The sequence below is a fragment of the Blastococcus sp. SYSU D00820 genome (assembly GCF_054050695.1).
The window spans coordinates 140,102-163,084 of record NZ_JBJGZW010000006.1 but is presented as its reverse complement, the minus strand read 5'-3'; the positions used below and the strand labels follow the sequence as shown (position 1 = coordinate 163,084).

The following is a 22,983-nucleotide window of genomic DNA, read 5'->3' as shown; positions in this document are numbered from 1 at the left end:
GAGTCGCGATGAGCACCACCGCTGTCGCCGTCCGCACCCCCGCCGTCGTCCGGGGTGTCGCCTCCGAGCTGGCCGCCACCGAGTACGGCCGCGTCCTGGACCTGCTGCGGTCGCTGGACGCCGGCGACTGGGCCCGGCCCACCGACTGCGCCGGCTGGGACGTGCGCGCCATGGCCGGGCACGTCCTCGGGATGGCGCGGATGGTGTCCTCGCTGCCGGCCTTCGCGCGCCAGACCGCGCTCGCCGCCCGGGCCGGCGGCGGGATCGACGCCCTCACCGCCCTCCAGGTGCGGGACTCGGCCGGGCTCTCGACCGGGGAGCTGGTGGCGCGGCTCGCGGCGACGGCGCCGCGGGCGGTCCGGGGCCGGCGGCGCATGGCGGCGGTCATCGGCCGGCTGCCGATCCCCGAGCAGCAGGTGGTGGGCGACCGGCGGGAGCGGTGGACCTTCGGGTTCCTCCTGGACGTCGTCCTCACCCGGGACACGTGGATGCACCGTGTCGACCTCGCCCGCGCCACCGGCCGGCCGCTCGAGCTCACCCCCGGGCACGACGGCGTCCTGGTCGCCGACGTCGTGGCCGAGTGGGCCGGCCGGCACGGCCGCCCGTTCCGGCTGACGCTCACCGGCCCGGCCGGGGGCACCTGGTCGGCCGGGGAGGGCGGCGAGGCGCACGAGCTCGACGCCGTGGAGTTCTGCCGGCTCCTGTCCGGCCGCGGCACCGGTCCGGGTCTGCTCGCCGAGCAGGTGCCGTTCTAGGTCACCAGCCCTGCACGCGCCGGGCCGCGGCCACCACCTCGCCGAACAGCGCCTCGCCGATCGCGGCGCCCTCGCGGCGGACGTCGTCCGGCTCGAGCAGCAGCAGCCGGTCCAGCCGGACCTCGCTGGGCCGCCCGCGGGAGTCCCACCCGCCCGTGCCGACGTCCATCCACACCCGGCCGTGGCGGGCCTCGTCGGCGGCGTCCCGGTCGTGGTCCTTGCTGGTGAGCATCAGCCCGAGGAGGTCCCGGCCGCGGCGCCCGATGACCAGCACCGGCCGGTCCTTGCCGCGCCCGTCGCCCTCGTCGTAGGGCACCCAGGCCCACACGACCTCGCCCGGATCGGGCCGGCCGTCGTCGCGCGGCCGGTAGTCGAGGTCGGCGTCGCCGGGGTCGCCGGGCAGGTCGCGGACGACCGCCGGGCGGGGCGGGGGCACCGGTCGCGCCGGTCCGCGGCGCGCGGGACGGCGGGTGCCCGGTGCCGGCCGCAGCACCGTCCGCAGCAGGCCGACCAGCTGTCTCCCGATTCCCGCCATGGGGGCACCGTACGGACCGCCGTCCGACACGCCCGACGTCCCGCGTGTCACCTGTGACACACCGGTACCAAATGGTCACGAATCTGGTTGGAACTGCCGATAGTGGGCACCATCGTCGGCACGGGGCGGGTCGCGACTGGGCTGTCCCTGAGAGGAGGGCCCATGACCTCGGCCGAGCCGGTGCCACCTGCGGCGCCGCGTCCCCGTGAGGTGAAGGCCAGCGTGCTGGCCGCCTTCCAGCTGGTCGAGGACGCCCGCTACTTCGGCACCGAGCGGCGGACCAGACGCGGCCGCCGCCGCGCGATGGCCGAGCGCACCGTCGCCTCCCGGCGGCTGGCCCGGGACCTGCGCGCCGGATAGTCCCGATGAGCGGCCCGAGCGCGCCGGATCCGGCCGTGGCACTCGCCGAGCTGGTGGACCGCGAACCGCTGTTCCACCGGATCGAACGGGGAACCGGCCGCGCCGACTTCGAGGCGATGACGGCACCCGACTTCTGGGAGGTCGGGGCCTCGGGCGCCCGCTACGACCGGGAGCACGTCTGGGCGGTGCTCGAGCAGCGCTATGCACGGGGCGGCCCGGACGAGTGGGAGGCCGGCGACTTCGCCTGCCGGCCGCTGGGCGGGCAGACGGTGCTCGTCACCTACCTGCTGCGCCAGGGCGACCGGCTCACCCGGCGGGCCACGGTCTGGGAGCGCAGCGGCGCGGACTGGCGCGCGGTCTACCACCAGGGCACCGAGACGACCGGCTGAGCCGGTGCCCTCAGGCGACGCAGAACTCGTTGCCCTCCGGATCGGCCATCGTCACCCAGTCGAAGGGCCCCTGCGCGGCCCGGTACAGCTCCCGGGCGCCCATCGCGGTGAGCCGGGCGACCTCGCGGTCGCGGCCCTCGGCGCCCACCCGCAGGTCCAGGTGGACCCGGTTCTTGACCGTCTTGGCCTCGGGCACCAGCTGGAACAGCACCCGCGGCCGGCCGGGGTCGGGGGAGCTGATGGCCGCGCCCACCCGCCAGACCAGCACCCCGTCGTGCGTCGTCGTGTCCTCCTCCGACGCGTGCCCCGCCTCCACCAGCCTGCGGATGAGGGCCTCGTCGCTGGGCTCGACGGTCCAGCCGAGCGCCTCGGCCCACCAGTCGGCCAGCCCGTGCGGATCGGCGGAGTCGATCGTCACCTGGAAGTCGGTCGCCATGGCCGGGCAGGGTAGAGCGCCCCACCGACATCGGGCGGAGTGCCAGGGCGCGGAAAGTGCGTCCCTGGCACTCCGGTCACAGCTCGAGGGCGAGGTCGGCGCGCATGACCTCGTCCGGCGGCAGCGGCGCCGGCAGCTTGCAGTGGTCGCGGAAGACCTGCCCGATCGGCGCGAAGTCGCCGCGGCCGGGCCACTTCTCCGGCTCCCACAGCCCCGAGCGCATGAGCGACTTGGCGCACTGGAAGTAGGCCCGCTGCACCTCGAGCACGAGCACCGACCGCGGCGGCCGGCCGAACTCGGTGAGGTCGATGCCCAGGTCGTCGGGGCCGACGATGCTCGCCGTCCCGAAGACCCGGAGGGTCTCCTCGATGCCGGGCACCAGGAACATCAGCGCCACCCGCGGGTTGGCCGCCACGTTGCGCAGGCTGTCGACGCGGTTGTTGCCCGGCCGGTCGGGCAGCGCCAGCCGGTGCTCGTCGAGCACCTTGACGAAGCCCGGGTCGCCGCCGCGGGGGGAGACGTCGGGGAAGCCGTCGGCGTCCGCGGTCGCGAGGGTGGCCCAGGGAGAGATCTCGATGAACGCCCGGCAGTGCCGGTCGATGCGGTCGATCTCCTTGTCCTTCACCATCTGCGACGGGAGGTGGTAGCCGGGGAGGATCTCGGACGTGCTCACGCAGTGACGTTAGCCCGGCCCCCACGGCCGGCCTGGGTAGCGTCCGCGCCGTGCCGTCTCTGTGGAGCTCGCCGGTCCGCTACGTCGAGTGCGACCAGCAGGGGATCGTCTTCAACGCCCACTACCTGGTGTGGGCCGACGAGGCGGTCAACACCTGGTGGGCCGCGCAGGGGGTGGACTGGGTTCCGCTGAACGCCGCCGGCGTCGAGTACGTCGTCGTCGCCAGCGCCCTGCAGTGGCGCTCCTCGGCCCGGTGGGGCGACACCGTGGACGTCGACGCCGGGCTCGACGCGCTCGGCCGCACCAGCGCGACCGTGCGGTTCACCGTGCGCGTCGGCGAGCGGGTCTGCTGCGAGGTGCGCACCACCTACGTGTGCACGGTCGACGGCGCCGCGGCCCCCTGGCCGGACGACGTCCGGGCGCGGCTCAGCGCGGGCTGACCCCGCCCGGCGGCAGCAGCGGCAGCCCGGCCGGCGGGCCGCTCTCCACCAGCCGCCACAGCGCGTCGGTGTCGGCGTGCTCGGCGACGAGGTCGCCGAGCCGGTCGAGCCGCGCCTCCCGGACGGCGGCGAAGTCGGTGTCCGGGGCGACGGCGAAGCGGCGGCCGCTCACCCGCGCCACCTCGGTGAGGAAGGCCCGCCGGAAGCCGTCGTTCTCCAGCGCCCCGTGCCAGGTGGTGCCCCAGACCGAGCCGGCCCGGGCGCCGTCGAGGAACCGCTCGGCGCCGTCGTCGACGGTGACCACGCCGTGGTGGATCTCGTAGCCGCGCACCGGCTCGCCCAGCGCCGTCCCCTCCGGGCGGCCGAGGGTCTTCTCCCGGGCGAAGCGGACGTCGGCCGGCAGCAGGCCGAGGCCGGGCACCGTCCCGGCCCGCGACTCGACGTCGTCGGTGATGGTGCGGGCCAGCATCTGGTGCCCGCCGCAGATGCCCAGCACCGGCCGGCCCTCGGCGGCGCGGCGGGCGACGGCGTCGGCCAGCCCGCTGCGGCGCAGCCAGGCGAGGTCGGCGACGGTGGCGCGGGTGCCGGGCAGGACGACGAGGTCGGCGTCGGCCAGCTCCTCCGGCCGGGTCGCGTAGCGCAGCAGCACCCCGGGCTCGGCGGCGAGCGCGTCGAGGTCGGTGAAGTTGGACAGCCGGGGGAGCCGGGCCACCGACACCCGCAGCACGTCCTCGCCGTGCGGCGGGCCGGCCGGCTCGCGGGCCGCGCCCACGCCGAGGGAGTCCTCGACGTCGAGCTCCAGGCCGCCCAGCCACGGCAGCACCCCGAGGGTGGGCCGGCCGGTCAGCGCGGCGAGCTGGTCCAGGCCCGGGCGCAGCAGCCGGACGTCGCCGCGGAACTTGTTGACCAGGAACCCGGCGACCAGCCGCTGGTCCTCCGGCGGCATCAGCGCGACGGTGCCGTACAGCGCCGGGAACACGCCGCCGCGGTCGATGTCGCCGACCACGACGACCGGCAGGCCGGCCGCGGTGGCCAGGCCCATGTTGGCGATGTCGTCGGCGCGCAGGTTGATCTCGGTGGGGGAGCCCGCCCCCTCGCAGACGACGACGTCGAAGCGCGACCGCAGCTCGGCCAGGCTGGCCAGTACCTGCTCCAGCAGCGCCGCCTTCATCGGCCGGTAGGACAGCGCGGTCACCTCGGCGACCGGCCGGCCGAGGACGACCACCTGGCTGGCGTCCTCGCCGCCGGGCTTGAGCAGCACCGGGTTCATCGCCGCCTCGGGCTCGACCCGCGCGGCGGCGGCCTGCATCACCTGGGCCCGGCCGATCTCCGCGCCGTCGGCGGTGACCATCGAGTTGTTGCTCATGTTCTGCGCCTTGAACGGCGCGACCGACACGCCCTGGCGCACCAGCCAGCGGCAGATGCCGGCGGTGACGACGGACTTGCCGGCGTCGGAGGTGGTGCCGGCGACGAGGAGGGCGCCGCTCACGCCGCGTCGCGGGGCGCGCCCCAGCCGGCCTTCTCCTGGCCGGAGAGCTCGGCGATCGCCTCCATGATCCGGTCGGTGACCTCGCGGCGGGCCCGGCCGTTGCGGGCCATGCCGGCGTGCTCGGGGAAGGTCAACGGTTTCCCGAAGGTGACCGAGAAGCGGTGCGGCCGCGGCCAGCGGGCGCCGACCGGCTGGATCCTGTCCGTGCCGGCGACGGCGACGGGGACGACGGGGCAGTCGGCGGTCAGGGCCAGCCAGGCGACACCGGTCTTCCCCCGGGCCAGGCGGCCGTCGCGGGACCGGGTGCCCTCGGGGTAGATGCCGAACCCCTCGCCGTCGTGCAGCACCTGCAGCGCGGTGTCCAGGGCCTCCTGCGCGGCCCGGTGCGTCTCGCGCTGCACCGGCAGGGCGCCGAGGGCGGTGAACAGCGTGCGGGTGGCCCAGCCGCCGATGCCCGTGCCGGTGAAGTACTCGGCCTTGGCCAGGTAGTGCACGCGGCGGGGCGCCGACAGCGGGATGGCCATGCTGTCGATGAAGGACAGGTGGTTGCTGGCGAAGATGACCGCACCCGTGGCCGGCACGTTCTCCCGCCCGGTCACCCGGGGCCGGAAGACCAGCCGGAACAGCGGTCGCAGCAGCAGCCGGGCGACGAGGTAGAGCACCGTCGGCCTCCCTCTCAGCGCGGGCGGGGACCACCGGCGGCTGCCGGCGGTCCCCGGCATCCTCCCCCGCGGCGTCGAGGGCCCGGCCGTCGGGGACCGGGCTCAGTGCATCCGCACCGCGGGCGGGCAGACGTCCCGGATCAGCTCCTGGACGTCGGCCGGCAGCGGCGACCGGCCGCACGCCGAGTCGGTGATCGCGACGGCGACGTCGCGCACCTTCCGGTGGGTGTTGCTCGAGATGTGCGCCAGCGTCTCGAACGCGGCCTGCTCCCCGCAGCCGGTCAGGAGCATCAGGATGCCCTTGGCCTGCTCGATGGCCGCCCGGCTGGCCATCGCGGTGCGCAACTGCTCGACCTCGGCCTCCAGGGCGCGCACCCGGTCGTCGGCCGGGGGCAGGGAGGGGCCCGCGGGGTGCACGGCGGTGCGCCGGCGGGAGGGGGCTGGGAAGGACGTCGTCACGGTCATGCGGTCTCCTGGGCAGTTCCGGCCCCGCGCAAGGGGCCCCGGGCCACCGAGCCGTGGTTTCGACCGTCCGTGGGCGGGCCGCTGATCCACACGGCCGTCGCCCCCCGACGCTAACCACTTGCGGCGGAACTCGCACGGGGACGCCGGCAAGAGCCGGACGGTGCCGTACCGGATCCTCCGCATGCCGTCACCCACCGTCGCGCGAGGTCACCGTCCGGCGGCGGGGTCAGACCACGGCCCGGGCCGGCGTGGCCCGGCCCCGGCCGCTGTCGCGCACCTCGGCGGCGACCTCCGCGAGCAGCGCCACCGCGGCGCGCAGCTCGGCCGGCGGCCGGGTGAAGGGCAGCCGCAGGTGGTCGTCGAAGGCCGTGCCGGTGCCGAACGCCCGCCCCTCGGCCAGCAGCAGCCCGCGCGGGGCGGCCGCGGCCACCAGGGCCGCCGACCCCAGGTCCGGCGGCAGGGTGCACCACAGCGACAGCCCGCCGGCCGGCCGCGGCACCGTCCAGTCGGGCAGGGCGCGGGCCAGCTCGGCGCAGAGCACGTCGCGCCGCTCGCGCAGGTCGGCCCGGCGCTGCTCCAGGACGGCGTCCAGGTCGCGGACGAGGAGGGTGGCCGCCAGCTGGTCGAGGATGCCCACCGACAGCTGCCGCCGGCCCAGTGCCTCGCCCAGCGACGCGGCCAGCGCCTCCTCGGTGCGCAGCCAGCCGATCCGCAGGCCGCCCCAGACGGCCTTCGACAACCCGCCGACGGTCACCGTCGCCGCGTCGGGGAGCCCGGCGGCGAACGGCGGCTCGGGGCCGCCGTCGAGGTGGAGATCGGCGGTGACCTCGTCGACGACGGCCAGCACGCCCTGCTGCCAGAGCGTCGCCGACAGCCGGCGGCGGCCGGTGGCGCTGAGCCGGGCCCCGGTGGGGTTGGAGAAGTCGGGCATCAGGAAGGCCAGGCGCGGACTGCTCTGCCGGGCCACGAGGTGCGCCGTCCCGACGAGGGCGTCGGGGTCCGCGGCGTCCAGGGCCGCCGGCACGCACCGGGCGCCGTGCGCCGCCACCGCGCGCACCGCCCCGGGATAGGTCGGGTGCTCGACCAGCACCCGGTCACCCGGCTGCAGCAGCGTCTCCAGGACGACGGCGAGCGCGTCGCCGGTGCCGGCGGTCACCACGACCTGCTCGGGGGTCGTGGGCAGGCCCCGGGCGCTGAACCGGTCGGCGATCGCCGCCCGCAGCGCGGGCAGGCCGGTGGCCGCGTAGCCGTGGCCGGAGGTGTGCGCGGGCAGCGCGGCGAGGGCCTCGGCGTAGGCGCCGGTCAGCTGCGGTGCGGCCTCGGAGGCGGCGTGCGCGAGGTCGAGCACCGTGGGGTCGGTGGTCGGCGGCAGCCAGCCCGCACCGGTCTCGGGGAGGTCGGTGACCGTGCCGGAGCCGTGCCGGGTGCGGGCGTAGCCGTCCTCCCGCAGCTGCCGGTACGCCGAGGCGACGGTGACCCGGCTGAGCCCGAGCGCGGCGGCCAGCTCCCGCTCCGCGGGCAGCCGGCTGCCGGGGGCGAGCTGCCCGCTGGTGAGCAGGTCCTGGACCCGGCGGGCCAGGCCCGCGTACCGAGGACCGGCGACCGCGTCCAGCTCGCCCACGAGGGTGGCCAGCTCGTGAGCCGGAGTGGACTGCTCCGCGGTCGGTGGCATGCGGTCCACCATGCCGCAGTGGACTGAAAAAGGCCAGTAGCGACGGTGCCACTCTGCCCTCATGACCGTCACTGGAGTCCTCGTCCTGCTGTTCTTCCTCGGATTGGGTGCGCTGGCCACGACCACCCTCCTGATCGCCGTCCGTGGTGGGCGCGGCCCGGGCGACCCGCCGGCCAGCCACGCGCGGGTCGACCCCGCCGGCTTCCCGGTGCTGCCGGCGCCCCGGCCGGCCCTCGAGCTGCGCCGATCCGTGGCGGCCGGGCGGTCCGCGCGTCCGGGTCGCATCCGCACGGCGCGCCGCTTCCGCTTCAGGTCGGCGCGGTCCCTGCCGATGCAGGGATGAGGTGGATCGGGCGCCCGCACCGATCCCCGCGTCCGCACGCGAGGAGGAGGTGCCGGTGGCCCACGGCAACGACCGGCCCGAGGGGCGGCCACTGGCCCTCCTCGGGTACGTCGTCGTGCTGTCCGGTGTCTGCTGGTTCCACGGCCTCGACTCCACGTTGGGCGTCCTCGCCGGCGTGCTGAACGTCGTCTTCGGCATCTACTTCTGCCGGCACCTGGCCTTCGCCGTGGCCGCGGCGCGCTGGGCCGAGCGCGACCTCCTCGCCGCCGACGTCGGACTGGACAGCTACACCCCCGAGGTCGCGGTCTTCGTCGGCTGCAAGAACGAGGAACTCGTCGTCGACGGCATGGTCACCGCGCTCCTGGCGCTGGACTACCCGGCCGACAAGCTGACCCTCGTCGTCGTCGACGACGGCTCGGACGACGCGACCGGCGCCAAGCTGGACGCCTGGGCCGCCGTCGAGCCCCGGCTGCGCGTGCTGCACCGGGCCGTGGGCTCCGGGGGCGGCAAGTCCGGCGCGCTCAACGACGCCCTGGGCCTGGTGGAGGCCGAGGTCGTGCTCGTCTTCGACGCCGACCACGAGCCCGAGCCGACGGCGCTGCGCCGGCTGGTCCGGCACTTCCGCGACCCCTCCGTCGGCGCGGTCATGGGCCGCTGCGTCATCCGCAACGGCAAGGACTCGACGATGGCGGCCACCGTCTTCGTCGACTACCTGTCCGGCTACCTCGTCAACGAGTACGGCCGGCAGGCGCTGTTCGAGCTGCCGGCCTACGGCGGTGCCAACTGCGCCGTCCGGATGTCCACGCTGCGCGAGCTCGGCGGCTGGAACCCCCACACGGTCACCGAGGACACCGACCTCACGCTGCGCATCCTCATGCGGGGCCAGCGGGTCCGGTACGACGTCTCGGCGATCGACTTCGAGGAAGCCGTCGTCACCGCGCAGCGCTTCTGGAAGCAGCGCTACCGCTGGGCCCGCGGGCACCAGAAGTGCCTGCGCGACTACTGGCGGCCGCTGATGCGCTCGCCGTACCTCTCCCTCCTGGAGAAGTTCGAGACGACGCTGTTCCTGCTCGTCTACCACGTGCCGGTGCTGGCCGGGATCGGCCTGGTGCTCACCGTGCTGCGGGCGTTCGGCATCGGCGACCTGCCCGTCGTGGCGCTGCTCCCGCTGTCGATGCTGCTGTTCGTCGGCCCGCTGGCCGAGCTCTGCGTCGGGCTGCTCATCGGCCGGGTCGAGCGACGGTCGGCCTGGCGGCTGCTGGGCTTCCTGCCCGCCTTCGCGCTGTCCATCTGGATCACCAGCCGGGCCTACGTCGACGGCATGCTCGGCCGTCCCTACTCGTGGGTGAAGACCAGCCGGTCCGGTGCCACCTCGACCGTCCGCGCCGCCGCCGCGCCGCTGGTCGCCGCCGCGGTCGAGGTCCCGGCCGGCCCGGCCCGCCCGAGCAGCTTCGCGCTGGCTGCCGCGCGCGGCGAGGAGGACGCCCGATGACCGTGGTGCCCGCCCCCGGGGCGCACGTGCGGCGGCCCGGGCTGATCCGGCGCGGCAGCGGCCGCCGGCTGCTGCCCGTGGGCCTGGACCTCGTGCTGGCCGCGGCGATCTGCGTGCTCGGCTTCCGCTTCGTCGCCCGCCCGCTGCAGGAGCTCGAGGCCGCCGGCGTCGCGCTGGTCATGTCGTGGATCGCCCCGGGCCGGGTCTCCGGGATCCAGCCCGCGCACATCCTGCTGTTCCCCGACGACGGCTCGATCATCGACGCCGTCGTCACCGCGTCGTGCTCGTCGGTGCTGTCGGTGCTGGGGCTGACCGCGCTGACCGCCGTGGTGCTGCGCAGCCGCAAGCTGCACGCCGTCGGCGGGCTGCTGGTCGCCATCGGTGCGCTGCTCCTGCTCAACCACCTGCGGCTGCTGCTGTCGGCGATGGCCGGCCTGTGGTGGGGCGAGGGGTCGCTGGTCCTCTTCCACGACTGGGTGGGCACGCTCTGGAACCTGGTGGCCACCCTCGGCGGGTTCCTGCTCATGGTGTGGCTGACGCTGCCCACCCTGGAGCGGGCCGAGCAGGACGTCGACGGCCGGCACACCGCCCGCCGTCCGGACAGCTGGGCGCGGCCGGGCCTGGGCTACCGGGCACCGGAGCACGAGATCCGGCAGGCCCGGCGCCGGCGGACGACGGTCACCGGCCTGCTGCACCGCTACGTGCTGCCGAGGTGGCTGTCCCGGCGGCTGGCCGCCCGCCGCGAGGCCGGGCGCATCGACTACCGCATCGGCCACCTGCCTGTCGTGGACCGCATGGCCCGCATCCGCGAGCTGGCCGCCGACGGCCTGGGTGCGCACGCCGCCTCGCTGGTGGCGGTCGCGACCTACGACGAGGACCTGCTGGTGCTCGACTGCCTCGCCGAGGCGATCGCCGCCCGCCAGTGGGAGCCGGTCACCAACCACCGGGTGGCCGCGCTGCGGCTGTGGGCCCGCGGCTGGCTGCTGGCCCGGCCCCCGGCGCCATCCGAGGCCGAGCCGGCGCCCGCCGAACCCGACCCCTTCGAGACCGCGCCCCTGCTGGCCGGGGTCGTCCGGCCGCAGGTCACCCCGGTGGCCGCCGGCCCGGTCGCGCCCCCCGCACCGGCCCGCCGCGGGCGGCACAGCGCCCCCGAGCCGCAGCTGCCCAGCTTCGCCCGCCCGTCCGTCGGGCCCGCCCGCCAGGAGGTCCTCCGGTGACGTCGACCCTGCCCGCGCGCCCGCCCGCGCCCACCGGGGCGGGGCCGCTGCCGCCGTCCGGCCCCGCCGCACCCCCCGCGGTGCTGGTGACCGGCGCCGGCGGCCCGGCCGGGATCGCGGTCGTCCGGCGGCTGGTCGCGCTCGGCCACCGCGTCGTGGGCGTCGACGCCGACCCCGCGGCCACCGGCTGCGCGCTGGCCACGGCGGGGGCGATCGTGCCGCGCGCCGACCACGTGCACTTCGTGGACGCGCTGGTCGCCGTGGCCCTGGCGCACGGGGTCGACGCGCTGATCCCGACCGTGGCCGAGGAGCTGCCGGCACTGACCGCCGGCGCCGGGCAGCTGGCCCGCGCCGGCGTGGCCACCTGGCTGGCCGACCCGGCCGCCGTCGAGACCTGCTGCGACAAGGCCGCCTTCGCCCGCGCGCTGCGGGCCGCCGGCGTGCCGCACCCGGCCACCACCGACACCCCGGCCGGCCTGGTCGAGGTGCCCGGCCCGTGGGTGGTCAAGCCCCGCACCGGCCGGGGGAGCCGGGGCCTGCGGCTGCTGGACACCCGCACCGCCGTGGTCGAGGCGCTGCGTGCCGAGCCCTCGCTGATCGCCCAGACCCGGCTGCCCGGCCGCGAGTTCACCGCCGACGCCCTCGTCGGGCGGGACGGCGAGGTGCTCACCGTCGTGCCGCGCTGGCGCGAGGAGGTCAAGGCCGGCATCTCGGTGAAGGGCAGCACCTTCGACTCCACCACGGTGACCAACGTGGTCGCCGGCGCGCTGGAGGCCGTGGGGCTCACCGGGCCGGCCAACGTGCAGGGCTTCGTCGGCGAGGACGGCCGGGCGACGGTCGTGGAGATCAACCCGCGGTTCTCCGGTGGCCTGCCGCTGACCCTGGCGGCCGGCGCCGACGTCGTCAGCGCCTACCTCGAGGGCATCCGGCACCCGGAGCGGCGCCTGGGGCACCTGTACTTCACCCCCGGCGTCCGCATGCGCCGCTACTTCGCCGAGGTCTACACCGACGCCGAGGGCCGGCTCGTGGCCGACCCCAGCACGGCCGCGGCGGTGCGCGCGTGAGCGGGCCGGAGGGCGCCGGACGTCGCACCCGGCACGTCCTGGTGCCCTTCGGCACCCGGCCGGAGGTGGTCAAGCTGGCCCCGGTGGTCACGGCGCTGACCGCCGCCGGCCACCGGGTCGACGTCGTCGACACCGGCCAGCACACCGACCCGGCGCTGTCGACCGAGCTGCAGCGGACCCTCGGGCTGGCGCCCACGCACCGGTTCGCGCTGCCCACCGACGACCCGGCCACCCGGCTGGGCGCGCTGTACGCCGACGCCGCCCGCGCGGTGGCCGCGCACCGGCCGGACGTCGTCCTCGCGCTGGGGGACACCAACACCGTCCCCGCCTACGCGCTGGCCGCCCGCGGCGCCGGGATCCCGTTCGCCCACCTCGAGGCCGGGCTGCGCAGCATGAACCCGCGCAGCGTCGAGGAGGTCAACCGCCGGGTGGCCGCGGCCGTCGCGGCGCTGCACCTGGCGCCGACCCGCCGGGCCGCGGCCTTCCTCGCCGCCGAGGGCGTGCCGGCCGGCCGGGTGTTCGTGGTCGGCAACCCGGTCGTCGACACGCTGGTGGCCCGCGGCGTGCGCCCGGTGCCGGTGGCGGACCGCGCGGGGGTGCTGGTGACCGCGCACCGGCCCACCAACGTCGACGACCCGGTGCGGCTCAAGCGCCTGGTCGGCATCGTGCGGTCGCTGGCCGACCAGGTCGGCCCGGTCACCTTCCCGGTCCACCCCCGGACCGCCGGCCGGCTGGCCGCCACCGGGCTGGACGCCGAGCTCGAGCACCCCGCGATCACGCTGACCGGTCCGGTCGGCTACGACGCCCTGCTGACCGCCCTGGCGTCGGCCCGGCTGACGGTCACCGACTCCGGCGGCATCCAGGAGGAGGCCGCCTTCCTCGGGGTGCCGGCCGTCGTGCTGCGCGGCTCCACCCCGCGCTGGGAGGGCGTCGAGGCCGGCACCACCACGCTGGCCACCCTCGCCGACGACTCCGCCGCCGACGCCGTGCTCGCCGCCGCCGCCCGCCACACCTCGACCGAGGGACAGGCCCTGGCCGCGTCGGCGCCCTGCCCCTACGGGGACGGCACGACCGGCCCGCAGGTCGCCGCGATCCTCGCCGACCCGGCCACCGACGCCCTGCTGGCCATCGACGAGCCGGACTACACCGGCGGCCGGCTGCCGTGGTGACCCCCTCCTGGGACGGTCCCGCGCCGCTGGGCGTGGTCGTCGATCTCGACGACACCCTCTACCCGCAGGCGGACTACCTGGCCAGCGCCGCCGGCGCCGTCGGGCGGGCCGCGGCCGACGCGGGCCTCGACGGGCCGGCCGTGCACGCGGCGCTGCTGGCCGAGCTGGCCGCCGGCTCCGACGCCGGCGGCACCATCGACCGGGCGCTGCTGGCCGTGGGCGTGCCCGCGGACGCGCTGCCGCTGCTCGTGCCGCCGCTGGTGGCCGCCTTCACCCGGCACCGGCCGGCGCGGCTGACGCCCTATCCCGGGGCCGGGGAGGCGCTGACCGTGCTCGCCGCCCGGGCGCCGCTGGGCTGCCTCACCGACGGCAACCCGGTCATCCAGGAGGCCAAGCTGGCGGCCACGGGCCTGGACCGCCTGCTGCCGGTGGTCCTGGTGACCGACACGCTGGGCGGCCGGGCGGCCCGCAAGCCCGCCCCGGCCGGCCTGCTGGCGCTCGCCGCCCGGATGGGCGTCCCCGCCGGCCGGCTCCTGGTCATCGGGGACCGGCCGGGCAAGGACGTCGCGGTGGCCGCCGCCGTCGGTGCCCGCGCGATCCGCGTCCGGCAGGGCGAGTACGCCACCGCCCCCGACGTCCCCCCGGCGTGGGCGGTCACCGGCTCGTTCCCCGCCGCTGCGGAGCTGGCCCTGGCCGTGCTGGACGGGGCTCCCGTCCCCGCCTGATGCCTCGTTGGGGTGAGATCCGGGCGCGGACCCTCCAGCCGGAGCCGCGACCGGCCGACACCACTCGGGTGGAGCGGGACCGCCGCTCCGAGGAGAGGGACGGCCATGGCAGGCACCAGCAGGACACGCTCGCGGATCGGCGCGGGTCTGGCACGGATCGGCGCGATCGGGGTGATCGCCGCCCTGGCCCTGGTCTTCACGCCGGGGACGGCGTCGGCGACCGCCACCGTGGCGCCGATCGTCGACTGCTACCGGCAGAACACCAACGGGACGTTCACCGTCGTGCTCGGGTACTCGAACACGACCGGATCGCGGAAGACCTACGCCTACGGCCCCGCCAACCAGGTCTACCCGACCCGGCTGCAGGGCCAGCAGCCCAAGCAGTTCGAGGCCGGCACCTTCCACGGCGCCTGGACGGTGACGCTGACCTACGACGAGATCTTCAACCAGAACGCGCGGTGGATCCTCAACGGCACGACGCTGCAGTACGCGTGGTACGTGCAGTACGCGACGGTGTGCCCGCCGACCACCCAGATGCCCGCCGAGGGCAACGGCGCCGGCACCGCCATCGGCCTGAGCGCCGCCGGCCTGGCCGGCGCGGTCGTGCTGGTGCGCTTCCGCCGCCGGCTGGCGCGCGCGACCACGCCGGACGGCGTGTCCACCGGTGCCGTGTCCACCAGTGCCGTGTCCACCAGTGCGTAGCGTCCTCGCCATCGGCGCCCACCCCGACGACGTCGAGCTCGGCTGCGGCGCCACCCTGCTCGCCCACGCGGCGGCGGGGGACGCGGTCACCATGCTCGTGATGACCGGCGGGGAGAACGGCCCCGGCGAGCCCGAGCAGCTGGCCGGACGCCGGCAGGAGCAGGAGGCGGCGGCAGCCGCGCTCGGGGCCCGGCTGGTGTGGGGCGGGATGCGCGACTGCACGCTGACCGCCGACGCGACCACCGTGGCGGTCATCGAGCGGGTGCTGGCCGACACCGGCGCCGACGTCGTCTACGTGCACGCGCCCGACGACAGCCACCAGGACCACCGGGCCGTGGCCGCCGCCACGCAGGGGGCGGCCCGTCGGCTGTCGCGGGTGCTGCACTACCAGAGCCCGTCGACCCTCTCCTTCACCCCGACGGTCTACGTCGACGTGACGGCCCACCTCACCGGCAAGCTGCACGCCCTCGGCGCGCACGCCTCGCAGGTGGAGCTGTCGGCGATGGTCGAGCCCGACGCGGTCGTGGCCTCGGCCCGGCACTGGGGCGCCCAGGCCCGCATCGGCTACGCCGAGGCGTTCGCGCCGACCCGCATGGTGTTCGACCTCGTGCCCGAACCGCGCCGGCGCGCCTCCGACGTCCCGGCCGGGCACCGGCTGGTCCCGTCGCCGACGCTGGCCGGCTGACCGGTCGCGGCAACGGCCCGGTGCTCCCCCCGAGGGGGGAGTGCCGGGCCGCTGCCGTGGAGGGGCACCCGCGCCCTGCCGATGGAGGGACGTCGGGCGGTAGGGCCGCCCTGGGAGCAGGAGAGAAGGACGACGCCATGGACGGCACCGGTACGAGCGCGGGACTGCGGGTCCTGGCCATCGGCGCGCATCCCGACGACATCGAGCTGGGCTGCGGCGGTGCGCTGCTGGCCCACGTCGCCGCCGGTCACACGGTGACGATGCTGGTCGTCACCGGCGGGGAGAACGGGCCCGGCGACGGTGCCCGCGGCGCCGGCCGCCGCGCCGAGCAGGAGCAGGCCGCCGCGCTGATCGGGGCCCGGCTGGTGTGGGGCGGGCTGCGCGACTGCGAGGTCGTGCCCGACTCGGCGACCGTCCGCCTGATCGAGACCGTCCTGCACGCCACCGGCGCCGACCTGGTCTACGTGCACGCGCCCGACGACAGCCACCAGGACCACCGCGCCGTCGCCTCGGCCACGCTGGGCGCCGCGCGCCGGCTGCCCCGGGTCCTGCACTACCAGAGCCCCTCGACGCTGTCGTTCACGCCCACCGTCTACGTCGACGTCACCGCCCACCTCTCCGGCAAGGTCGCCGCCCTGGCTGCGCACGCCTCGCAGGTGGAGCAGTCGGCGATGGTCGAGCCGGACGCGGTCGTCGCCTCGGCCCGGCACTGGGGCGCCCAGGCGCGGATCGGCTACGCGGAGGCCTTCCAGCCCACCCGCATGGTGGTCGACCTGGCGCCGGCCCGCGGCGCCGCCGTGGCCGCCGTCCCCGCCGCCTGGTCGCTCACGCCCTCGGTGTCCGCCGCCTTCTGAGCGGGAGCCGGGCGAGCACCGCGAGCCCGGCTGCGGCGGTCCAGACCGCCCGGGACAGCCGCACCGCCCGGGGCACGTCGCCCGGCTCCGGCGGGCGGCCGCTGCCCAGCACCGGGCGGTCCTCGACGCGGCTGCCGTACACGTTGCGGCCGCCCAGCCGCAGTCCCAGCGCCCCGGCCAGCGACGCCTCGCACCGGCCGGCGTTCGGGCTGGGGTGCGCGGCGCCGTCGCGCCACCAGGCCGCCAGCGCCCCCGCCGGCGAGCCGCCGGCGACCGGCGCGGTGGCCACGGTCAGCGCAGCGGTCAGCCGGGCGGGCAGCCAGTTGGCGACGTCGTCGGTGCGGGCGGCCGCCCAGCCGAACCGGACGTGCCGCGGCGAGCGGTGGCCGACCATCGCGTCGAGGGTGTTGACCGCGCGGTAGGCCAGCAGCCCGGGCACCCCGGCGACCGCGCCCCAGAACAGCGGCGCCACCGCGGCGTCGGAGGTGTTCTCGGCGACCGACTCGACGGTCGCGCGGGCCAGCTCCCCGGCGTCCAGGGCGCTGGGGTCGCGGCCGGCCAGGGCCGGCAGCAGCCGGCGGGCCCCCGGCACGTCGCCGGCCTCCAGCGCGCCGGCCATCGCGCCCGCGGCCCGGCCGAGCGAGGTGCCGCCGAGCACGGTCCAGGTCGCCGCGGCCGTGGTCAGCGTGCGCAGCACCGGCCGCCCGCGGCCGGCCCGGTCCAGCGCCGCCCCGGCACCGGCGGCGCCGGCGACCAGCAGCGCCGCGTACCGCGCGCCGGCCGCCCGGGTGTCGCGCCACAGCCGCCGCTCCAGGGCCGCGGCGAGCGTGCCGAAGCCGGCCACCGGGTGCCCGCGGCGCGGATCGGCGAGCGCCAGGTCGGCCGCGGCACCGAGGGCCAGGCCGAGCGCGGTCGGCAGGTCTGCCCGGGTCGCCACCGGTCCATCGTGTCAACCGGAACCCGGGAGGCGCTCCCTAGGATCGGCGCCATGCGCCTGCCCGGCCGTTACGACGGCGTCGCCCGGCCGATCGTCACCTACGGCAGCAACCCCGTGCTGCACCGGCGGTGCGCCGAGGTGACCACCTTCGACCGCGACCTGCGCCGCCTGGTCCTCGACATGTTCGCCAGCATGGAGGCCGCCGACGGCGTGGGCCTGGCGGCCAACCAGATCGGCGTCGACGCGCGGGTGTTCGTCATCGACTGCCCCGACGCCGCGGGGGAGGACGTCGTCGGCTACGTCGTGAACCCGCGGCTGACCATCCTCGAGCCGCTGGACGGCGAGCCCGCGGAGGAGGTCACCGAGGAGGGCTGCCTGTCGGTGCCCGGCCCCTACGCCGAGCTGCCGCGGGCCTTCCGCGCCCGGGTGGACGGCGTGGACGCCTCCGGGGAGCCGGTCGCGATCGAGGCGACCGGCATGGCCGCCCGCTGCCTGCAGCACGAGGTCGACCACCTCGACGGCACGGTCTACGTGGACCGGCTGCCCGAGGAGCTGAGGGAACGGCTGCTGGCCGAGGCGGCCGGCCCGGGAGGGGAGCTGCCGGCATGAGCGAGGTCCAGGACCAGGCGGCGCCCCCCGCCCAGGGGACATCGGCCCCGCCGATCGTCGTCGTCGGCATCGGCGCCGACGGCTGGGAGGGGCTGGCGCCGACCTCCTGCGCGGAGGTCCAGCGCGCCGACGTCCTGCTCGGCAGCGAGCGGCAGCTGGCCCTGGTGCCGGAGACGGTGACCGCCGAGCGGGTGCCGTGGCCCTCGCCGCTGACCGAGGCGCTGCCCGGGCTGGTCGAGCAGCACACCGGCCGCGCGGTCGTCGTCCTCGCCAGTGGCGACCCGATGCTGTCGGGCATCGGCACCACGCTGACCCGGCTGCTGGGCGCCGACCGGGTGCGGGTGCTGCCGGCGCCGTCGTCGGTGTCGTTGGCCTGCGCGCGGCTGGGCTGGGCGGTCGAGGACACCGACGTCGTCACCCTGGTCGGCCGGCCCATCGAGCTGCTGCACCCGCACGTGCAGCCCGGCCGCCGGCTGCTCGTGCTCGGTTCCGACGGCGAGACGCCGGCCCAGGTGGCCCGGCTGCTGGCCGACCGCGGCTACGGGCAGAGCCTGATCACCGTGCTCGGCGGGCTGGGCGGCCCGGACGAGGAGGTGCGCACCGGTACCGCGGCCACCTGGTCGCAGCCGGCGCCGGCGCTGGTGGTGACCGCGGTGGAGTGCCGCGCCGAGCGCGGCACCATGCCGCTGCCGACCACGCCCGGCCTGCCCGACGGTGCCTACGAGTCCGACGGGCAGCTGACCAAGAGCGAGGTGCGGGCGATCACGCTGGCCCGGCTGGCGGCCGTGCCCGGCCAGCTGCTGTGGGACGTCGGCGCGGGCGCGGGCTCGATCGGCATCGAGTGGATGCGGGCGCACCCGACCTGCCGCGCCGTCGCCGTCGAGGCCGCCGAGGAGCGGGCCGAGCGGATCGCCCGCAACGCCGCCCGGCTCGGCGTGCCCTACCTGCGGGTGGTGCACGGCCACGCCCCGGAGGTGCTGTCGCGGCTGCGTGCCCCGGACGCGGTGTTCGTGGGTGGCGGCATCACCACGCCGCTGCTGCTGGAGAGCTGCTGGGACGCGCTGCCGGTCGGCGGCCGGCTGGTGGCCAACGCGGTGACCGTGGAGAGCGAGATGGTGCTCGCCCAGTGGCACGCCCGGGTGGGCGGCGAGCTGGTGCGGGTGTCGGTGCAGCGGGCGGAGCCGGTCGGCTCCTACACCGGCTGGAAGCCGGCGATGCCGGTGACGATCTGGTCCGTGACCCGGTGGTGAGGGCGTCGTCCGCGAACCGTCCGGGTGGACCGGTCGCGGAGGCCCGGAGGGTCTCCCGACCGGGACACGGGCCGCGGCTCAGCGCGACAAGGGGACGGCACCTGGTGGCGGTGTCGGCCGGGAGGCCGACGATGTCATCGCTGGCCGTGTCGGCCGGTAGGCCGACGGAGTCATCGTGACCGTCCACTTCATCGGCGCCGGCCCCGGCGCCGCGGACCTCGTCACCCTGCGCGCCGCCCGGCTGATCGCCGCGGCGCCGGTCTGCCTCTACGCCGGTGCCCTGGTGCCGCGCGAGCTGCTCGACACCGCACCGCCCGGAGCCCGGCTGGTCGACACCGCCGACCTCGACCTCGACCAGATCACCGCCGAGCTGGTCGCCGCGCACGAGGCGGGCCACGACGTCGCCCGGCTGCACTCCGGCGATCCGTCGATCTACAGCGCGATGGCCGAGCAGATGCGCCGGCTCGACGCGGCCGGCGTGCCCTACGAGGTGGTGCCGGGGGTGCCGGCCTTCGCGGCGGCGGCCGCGGCGCTCAAGCGGGAGCTGACCGTGCCCGGGGTCGGGCAGACCGTCGTCCTCACCCGGACCTCCGCCCGGTCCACCCCGATGCCCCCCGGGGAGGAGCTGGCCGCCTACGCGGCCACCGGCGCCACCCTCGTGCTGCACCTGGCGGTGCAGCGCCTCGCCGAGCTGGCTCCGGAGCTGGCCGAGCACTACGGGCCCGACGGCCCGGTCGCGGTGGTGGCGCGGGCCAGCCGAGACGACGAGCTGGTGCTGCGCGGCACGCTGGCCGGCATCGCGGGTCAGGTCGAGGCGGCCGGCGTCCGGCGCACGGCGATCGTCGTCGTCGGCCCGGTGCTGGCGGCCGAGGCGTTCCCCGACAGCCACCTGTACTCGACGACCCGCCCCCGCTAGTGGTGGAAGGACCCCGTCGCCCCCCACCTCTCGCGAGCTCGCGGCGGGCCCCTGCGACGGGGCCGTCAGGCGCGGCCGACGACGGTGCCGGCCCGGTCGATCACCACGACGTCGACCTCGACCGGCGCCCCGCGCAGCACGCCCAGCGCGGTGTCCCGCGCGCCGGCGGCGACCAGGTCGCCCAGCGGCAGCCCGGCGGCCTGGCACTGCTGGAGCGCGTCGAGCGCGGTGTTCGCCCCGCGCACGCCCTCGACCAGCGCCGGCGACCCGCCCGCCCCGCGCACCAGCGCGGCCAGCGCCTCGGGCGACACCTGCGAGCGGGCGGAGTGCAGGTCGAGGTGGCCGTCGGCGAGCTTGGCCAGCTTGCCGATCCCGCCGGCGATCGTCAGCCGGGGCACCGGGTGGCGGCGCAGGTACTTGAGGACGGCGCCGGCGAAGTCACCCATGTCCAGCAGCGCGTCCTCGGGCAGCCCGTACAGCTCGGTGACCACCCGCTCGCTGGTCGACCCGGTGCACCCGGCCACGTGCCGGTGCCCGGCCGCACGGGCCACGTCGATGCCGCGGCGGATCGAGTCGATCCACGACGAGCACGAGTACGGGACGACGACGCCGGTCGTGCCCAGGATGGACAGGCCGCCGAGGATGCCCAGCCGCGGGTTCCAGGTGCGGCGGGCCAGCTCCTCGCCGTGCTCGACCGACACCTCCACCACGACGTCGCCGGTGCCGCCGTGCCGGGCGGCGACCGCGGCGACGTGCTCGCGGATGAACTGCCGCGGCATGGGGTTGATCGCCGGCTCGCCGACGGCCAGGGGCAGGCCGGGCTTGGTCACCGTGCCGACGCCGGTCCCGGCGCGGAAGACCACCCCGCTGCCGGGCTCGCCGTGCGTCACGCGCGCCGAGACCAGGGCGCCGTGGGTGACGTCGGGGTCGTCGCCGGCGTCCTTGACCACGCCGGCGCTCGCCGCGCCGTCGTCCAGCGACTCGGTGGCCAGCGCGAAGGCCGGGTGCTTGTCGTTGGGCAGGTCGATGGCGACCGGGTCGGGGAACTCGCCGGTCAGCAGCGCGGTGTAGGCCGCGGTGGTGGCGGCGGTCGCGCAGGCGCCGGTCGTCCAGCCGTAGCGCAGCCCGGTGCTGCGCTCGCGTCCCGCGGTGGTCACCGCACCAGCATGCACGGGCACCCGCGGTGACCGGCCGCGTGCTGGTGCTGGGCGGCACCGGCGAGGGGCGGCGGCTGGCCGCGGCCCTGGTGGCCGCCGGGGTCGAGGTGGAGAGCTCGCTGGCCGGCCGGGTCGCCGATCCGGTGCTGCCGCCGGGTGCGGTGCGGATCGGCGGCTTCGGCGGCGTCGAGGGGCTGGCCGCCGAGCTGCGCGCCCGGCCGGTGCGCGCGCTGGTCGACGCCACCCATCCCTTCGCCGCCGGCATGACCGCGAACGCCGCCGCGGCGGCCGCCGCCACGGGCACGCCGCTGCTGCGGCTGCAGCGCCCCGGCTGGACCGCCGGCCCGGGCGACGACTGGCGCTGGGTCGACTCCCCGGCCGACGCCGCGGCCGCGGTCGCCGGCGCCCGGTCGGTGTTCCTCACCACCGGCCGGCAGGGGCTGGCCGCGTTCGCCGGCCTGACCGGCGCGGTCCTGGTGCGCTCGGTGGACCCGCCGGAGGGGCCGCTGCCGGCCCGGGTCACGGTCGTGCTGGCCCGCGGGCCGTTCACCGTCGAGGAGGAGCGGGCGCTGATGCGCGAGCACGGCGTCGACGTCGTCGTCACCAAGGACAGCGGCGGCGCGATGACGGCGGCGAAGCTGGCCGCGGCCCGGGAGCTGGGCGTCCCGGTGGTGCTGATCCGGCGGCCGGCGCTGCCGGCCGGGGTGGCGGTCGTCGCCACGGTCGAGGAGGCGCTGGACTGGTTGGCACGTGAAACGGGTTCGACCTCGCCGCGGGGATGACGGATCATGCTCGGCCGGAACACCCGCACCACCCGAGGAGCACTCCCGTGGAAGCCCTGACCGAGTCGCAGCTGCGCCGGTCCTTCGTCAACTGCTCGCGCGGCGAGGCCAACGCGCTCACCCTGCCCAAGGACTTCGGCACGCTGCCGTGGGACGAGCTGGAGGTGCTCGGCTGGCGGGACGCCAAGGCCCCGCTGCGCGGCTACCTGGTCCTCTGGCGGGACGGCGCCCCGGTCGGGGTCGCCCTGCGCGCGGCCGACACCCGGATGTCCAGCCGGACGCCGGCCATGTGCCTGCTCTGCTCCACCGCCCAGTCCGGCGACGCGGTCTCGCTGTTCACCGCCCGCCGTGCCGGGGAGGCCGGCCGCAACGGCAACACCGTGGGCACCTACATGTGCGCGGACCTGCGGTGCGCGGAACGGGCGCGCAGCGAGATCCCGCCGTGGCTGCTGGACCGCGATCCCGCCGAGGTCGTCGCCGAGCGGACGGCGGACCTCCGGGCGCGGGTGCACGGGTTCCTGGACTCCGTGCGGCGGTGAGCGCACCGCGGCTGGTGCTGTTCGACCTCGACGGCACGCTGGTCGACTCCACGCCCGGCATCTGGGCCTCCGTGCGGGTCGCGGCGGCCGAGCTCGGCCTGCCCGAGCCCACGCCCGCGCAGCTGCGGGACATGGTGGGCCCGCCGCTGCAGGACGGGTTCGCGCTGGTGCTGGGCGTGCCGCTGCCCGACGTCCCCCGGGCGGTCGCCGCCTACCGGGCGCACTACGCCGCGGGCGCCGTCCTCGACGTCGGCGTGTACGACGGCGTGCCGGAGCTGCTGGCCGGGCTCCGGGACGACCGGGCGGTGCTCGCGGTCGCCACCAGCAAGCCCGAGCCCTTCGCGCTGCGCATCCTCGAGCACACCGGGCTGCGGCCGGCGTTCGCCTCGGTGCACGGGGCCACCCTCGACGGCACGGTGCGCAGCAAGGCCCAGGTGGTCGCCGCCGCGCTGGCCGCGCACCCGGGCACGGCGGCCCCGGTGCTGGTCGGCGACCGGGAGCACGACGTCCTCGGGGCGGCCGAGCACGGGCTGCCGTGCATCGGCGCCGGATGGGGCCCGGCGCCGGAGGGGGAGCTGGCGCGCGCGGGTGCGGCCGCCGTCGTGGCGCACCCGGCGGAGGTGCCGGCGGCGCTGCGGAGGATCTGACGGCACGATCCGGTCACGG

The 22,983-nt window shown here is 77.0% G+C and carries 28 protein-coding genes; 19 read left to right on the top strand and 9 right to left on the bottom strand.

Translation table 11 applies throughout. From position 1 onward, the window contains the following. The first annotated feature begins 8 nt into the window (after nt 1-8). Nucleotides 9-755, top strand: a complete 747-nt coding sequence (locus ACI79R_RS09650; protein WP_456573382.1) for a maleylpyruvate isomerase family mycothiol-dependent enzyme — start codon at nt 9-11, stop codon at nt 753-755. Between the two features lies 1 nt (nt 756). On the opposite strand, the gene ACI79R_RS09645 is transcribed toward ACI79R_RS09650, so the two are convergent. Then, complete coding sequence (locus tag ACI79R_RS09645; protein WP_456573381.1) at nt 757-1,290, bottom strand: type II toxin-antitoxin system PemK/MazF family toxin; 534 nt, start codon at nt 1,288-1,290, stop codon at nt 757-759. Nucleotides 1,291-1,452: 162 nt separating this feature from the next. Between ACI79R_RS09645 and ACI79R_RS09640 the strand changes: the two genes are divergently transcribed. Both ACI79R_RS09640 and ACI79R_RS09635 read left to right on the top strand, forming a co-directional pair. Then, a complete protein-coding gene (locus ACI79R_RS09640) occupies nt 1,453-1,650 on the top strand; it encodes a hypothetical protein (RefSeq protein ID WP_456573380.1) in 198 nt (65 codons plus the stop codon). Nucleotides 1,651-1,655: 5 nt separating this feature from the next. Then, nucleotides 1,656-2,039: a nuclear transport factor 2 family protein gene (locus ACI79R_RS09635; RefSeq protein ID WP_456573379.1), complete on the top strand. Its 384-nt coding sequence runs from the start codon at nt 1,656-1,658 to the stop codon at nt 2,037-2,039. A gap of 10 nt (nt 2,040-2,049) precedes the next feature. Here ACI79R_RS09635 and ACI79R_RS09630 read toward each other — a convergent pair whose 3' ends face one another. Beyond that, entirely contained in the window at nt 2,050-2,475 is a 426-nt protein-coding gene (locus ACI79R_RS09630) for a VOC family protein (protein WP_456573378.1), read from the bottom strand. Nucleotides 2,476-2,551: 76 nt separating this feature from the next. Continuing rightward, the gene (locus tag ACI79R_RS09625; protein WP_456573377.1) at nt 2,552-3,148 is read right to left on the bottom strand and encodes an MSMEG_1061 family FMN-dependent PPOX-type flavoprotein; all 597 of its coding nucleotides are present in this window, start codon (nt 3,146-3,148) and stop codon (nt 2,552-2,554) included. Between the two features lie 50 nt (nt 3,149-3,198). Between ACI79R_RS09625 and ACI79R_RS09620 the strand changes: the two genes are divergently transcribed. Next, entirely contained in the window at nt 3,199-3,588 is a 390-nt protein-coding gene (locus ACI79R_RS09620) for an acyl-CoA thioesterase (RefSeq protein WP_456573376.1), read from the top strand. On the opposite strand, the gene ACI79R_RS09615 is transcribed toward ACI79R_RS09620, so the two are convergent. The 4 genes from ACI79R_RS09615 to yczR all read right to left on the bottom strand — a co-directional run bounded on the left by ACI79R_RS09615 (nt 3,575) and on the right by yczR (nt 7,876). Further along, nucleotides 3,575-5,077 carry a cobyric acid synthase gene (locus ACI79R_RS09615; protein ID WP_456573375.1) on the bottom strand — a complete coding sequence of 501 codons (1,503 nt, stop codon included), beginning with the start codon at nt 5,075-5,077 and terminating at the stop codon, nt 3,575-3,577. The two genes, ACI79R_RS09620 and ACI79R_RS09615, sit on opposite strands and share 14 nt — an antisense overlap. Next, nucleotides 5,074-5,739 (bottom strand): lysophospholipid acyltransferase family protein, encoded by a 666-nt coding sequence (locus tag ACI79R_RS09610; protein WP_456573374.1) that lies wholly within the window; start codon nt 5,737-5,739, stop codon nt 5,074-5,076. The genes ACI79R_RS09615 and ACI79R_RS09610 overlap by 4 nt, the downstream gene beginning before the upstream one ends. Nucleotides 5,740-5,841: 102 nt before the next feature. Then, on the bottom strand, nt 5,842-6,204 hold the full coding sequence (locus tag ACI79R_RS09605; protein ID WP_456573373.1) for an ANTAR domain-containing response regulator: 363 nt from the start codon (nt 6,202-6,204) through the stop codon (nt 5,842-5,844). A gap of 226 nt (nt 6,205-6,430) precedes the next feature. Next, entirely contained in the window at nt 6,431-7,876 is a 1,446-nt protein-coding gene (gene yczR, locus ACI79R_RS09600) for a MocR-like transcription factor YczR (RefSeq protein ID WP_456573372.1), read from the bottom strand. A gap of 61 nt (nt 7,877-7,937) precedes the next feature. On the opposite strand from yczR, the gene ACI79R_RS09595 reads away from it, so the two are divergent. From ACI79R_RS09595 to ACI79R_RS09555, 9 genes are all read left to right on the top strand, one after another. Beyond that, nucleotides 7,938-8,219 (top strand): hypothetical protein, encoded by a 282-nt coding sequence (locus tag ACI79R_RS09595; protein ID WP_456573371.1) that lies wholly within the window; start codon nt 7,938-7,940, stop codon nt 8,217-8,219. A gap of 55 nt (nt 8,220-8,274) precedes the next feature. Beyond that, on the top strand, nt 8,275-9,711 hold the full coding sequence (locus ACI79R_RS09590; RefSeq protein WP_456573370.1) for a glycosyltransferase: 1,437 nt from the start codon (nt 8,275-8,277) through the stop codon (nt 9,709-9,711). Then, nucleotides 9,708-10,928 carry an exosortase/archaeosortase family protein gene (locus tag ACI79R_RS09585; protein ID WP_456573369.1) on the top strand — a complete coding sequence of 407 codons (1,221 nt, stop codon included), beginning with the start codon at nt 9,708-9,710 and terminating at the stop codon, nt 10,926-10,928. Before ACI79R_RS09590 ends, ACI79R_RS09585 begins: the two co-directional genes overlap by 4 nt. After that, entirely contained in the window at nt 10,925-11,992 is a 1,068-nt protein-coding gene (locus ACI79R_RS09580; RefSeq protein ID WP_456573368.1) for an ATP-grasp domain-containing protein, read from the top strand. The genes ACI79R_RS09585 and ACI79R_RS09580 overlap by 4 nt, the downstream gene beginning before the upstream one ends. After that, nucleotides 11,989-13,161: a non-hydrolyzing UDP-N-acetylglucosamine 2-epimerase gene (gene wecB / locus ACI79R_RS09575; protein ID WP_456573367.1), complete on the top strand. Its 1,173-nt coding sequence runs from the start codon at nt 11,989-11,991 to the stop codon at nt 13,159-13,161. The genes ACI79R_RS09580 and wecB overlap by 4 nt, the downstream gene beginning before the upstream one ends. Next, nucleotides 13,158-13,886: an HAD family hydrolase gene (locus ACI79R_RS09570; RefSeq protein ID WP_456573366.1), complete on the top strand. Its 729-nt coding sequence runs from the start codon at nt 13,158-13,160 to the stop codon at nt 13,884-13,886. The genes wecB and ACI79R_RS09570 overlap by 4 nt, the downstream gene beginning before the upstream one ends. Before the next feature lie 105 nt (nt 13,887-13,991). Continuing rightward, complete coding sequence (locus tag ACI79R_RS09565; RefSeq protein WP_456573365.1) at nt 13,992-14,588, top strand: hypothetical protein; 597 nt, start codon at nt 13,992-13,994, stop codon at nt 14,586-14,588. Then, a complete protein-coding gene (locus tag ACI79R_RS09560) occupies nt 14,581-15,273 on the top strand; it encodes a PIG-L deacetylase family protein (protein ID WP_456573364.1) in 693 nt (230 codons plus the stop codon). Before ACI79R_RS09565 ends, ACI79R_RS09560 begins: the two co-directional genes overlap by 8 nt. A 137-nt stretch (nt 15,274-15,410) precedes the next feature. Further along, on the top strand, nt 15,411-16,127 hold the full coding sequence (locus ACI79R_RS09555; RefSeq protein WP_456573363.1) for a PIG-L deacetylase family protein: 717 nt from the start codon (nt 15,411-15,413) through the stop codon (nt 16,125-16,127). On the opposite strand, the gene ACI79R_RS09550 is transcribed toward ACI79R_RS09555, so the two are convergent. Continuing rightward, complete coding sequence (locus ACI79R_RS09550; protein WP_456573362.1) at nt 16,099-17,064, bottom strand: cobalamin biosynthesis protein; 966 nt, start codon at nt 17,062-17,064, stop codon at nt 16,099-16,101. The two genes, ACI79R_RS09555 and ACI79R_RS09550, sit on opposite strands and share 29 nt — an antisense overlap. A 51-nt stretch (nt 17,065-17,115) precedes the next feature. Between ACI79R_RS09550 and def the strand changes: the two genes are divergently transcribed. From def to cobM, 3 genes are all read left to right on the top strand, one after another. Further along, on the top strand, nt 17,116-17,673 hold the full coding sequence (def, locus tag ACI79R_RS09545) for a peptide deformylase (RefSeq protein ID WP_456573361.1): 558 nt from the start codon (nt 17,116-17,118) through the stop codon (nt 17,671-17,673). Beyond that, nucleotides 17,670-18,923, top strand: a complete 1,254-nt coding sequence (cbiE, locus tag ACI79R_RS09540) for a precorrin-6y C5,15-methyltransferase (decarboxylating) subunit CbiE (RefSeq protein ID WP_456573360.1) — start codon at nt 17,670-17,672, stop codon at nt 18,921-18,923. Before def ends, cbiE begins: the two co-directional genes overlap by 4 nt. A gap of 175 nt (nt 18,924-19,098) precedes the next feature. Next, on the top strand, nt 19,099-19,839 hold the full coding sequence (cobM, locus tag ACI79R_RS09535; RefSeq protein ID WP_456573359.1) for a precorrin-4 C(11)-methyltransferase: 741 nt from the start codon (nt 19,099-19,101) through the stop codon (nt 19,837-19,839). A 65-nt stretch (nt 19,840-19,904) separates the two neighbouring features. On the opposite strand, the gene ACI79R_RS09530 is transcribed toward cobM, so the two are convergent. Continuing rightward, nucleotides 19,905-20,996, bottom strand: coding sequence for a cobalt-precorrin-5B (C(1))-methyltransferase (locus ACI79R_RS09530; RefSeq protein ID WP_456573358.1), 1,092 nt, complete (start codon nt 20,994-20,996; stop codon nt 19,905-19,907). A 26-nt stretch (nt 20,997-21,022) separates the two neighbouring features. Between ACI79R_RS09530 and ACI79R_RS09525 the strand changes: the two genes are divergently transcribed. Genes ACI79R_RS09525 through ACI79R_RS09515 form a run of 3 tightly spaced genes read left to right on the top strand, consistent with a single transcriptional unit; the run spans nt 21,023 to nt 22,964 of the window. After that, entirely contained in the window at nt 21,023-21,778 is a 756-nt protein-coding gene (locus ACI79R_RS09525) for a cobalt-precorrin-6A reductase (protein ID WP_456573357.1), read from the top strand. Nucleotides 21,779-21,825: 47 nt separating this feature from the next. Beyond that, nucleotides 21,826-22,317: an FBP domain-containing protein gene (locus tag ACI79R_RS09520; protein WP_456573356.1), complete on the top strand. Its 492-nt coding sequence runs from the start codon at nt 21,826-21,828 to the stop codon at nt 22,315-22,317. Beyond that, on the top strand, nt 22,314-22,964 hold the full coding sequence (locus ACI79R_RS09515) for an HAD hydrolase-like protein (protein ID WP_456573355.1): 651 nt from the start codon (nt 22,314-22,316) through the stop codon (nt 22,962-22,964). The genes ACI79R_RS09520 and ACI79R_RS09515 overlap by 4 nt, the downstream gene beginning before the upstream one ends. The last annotated feature ends 19 nt before the right edge of the window (nt 22,965-22,983 follow it).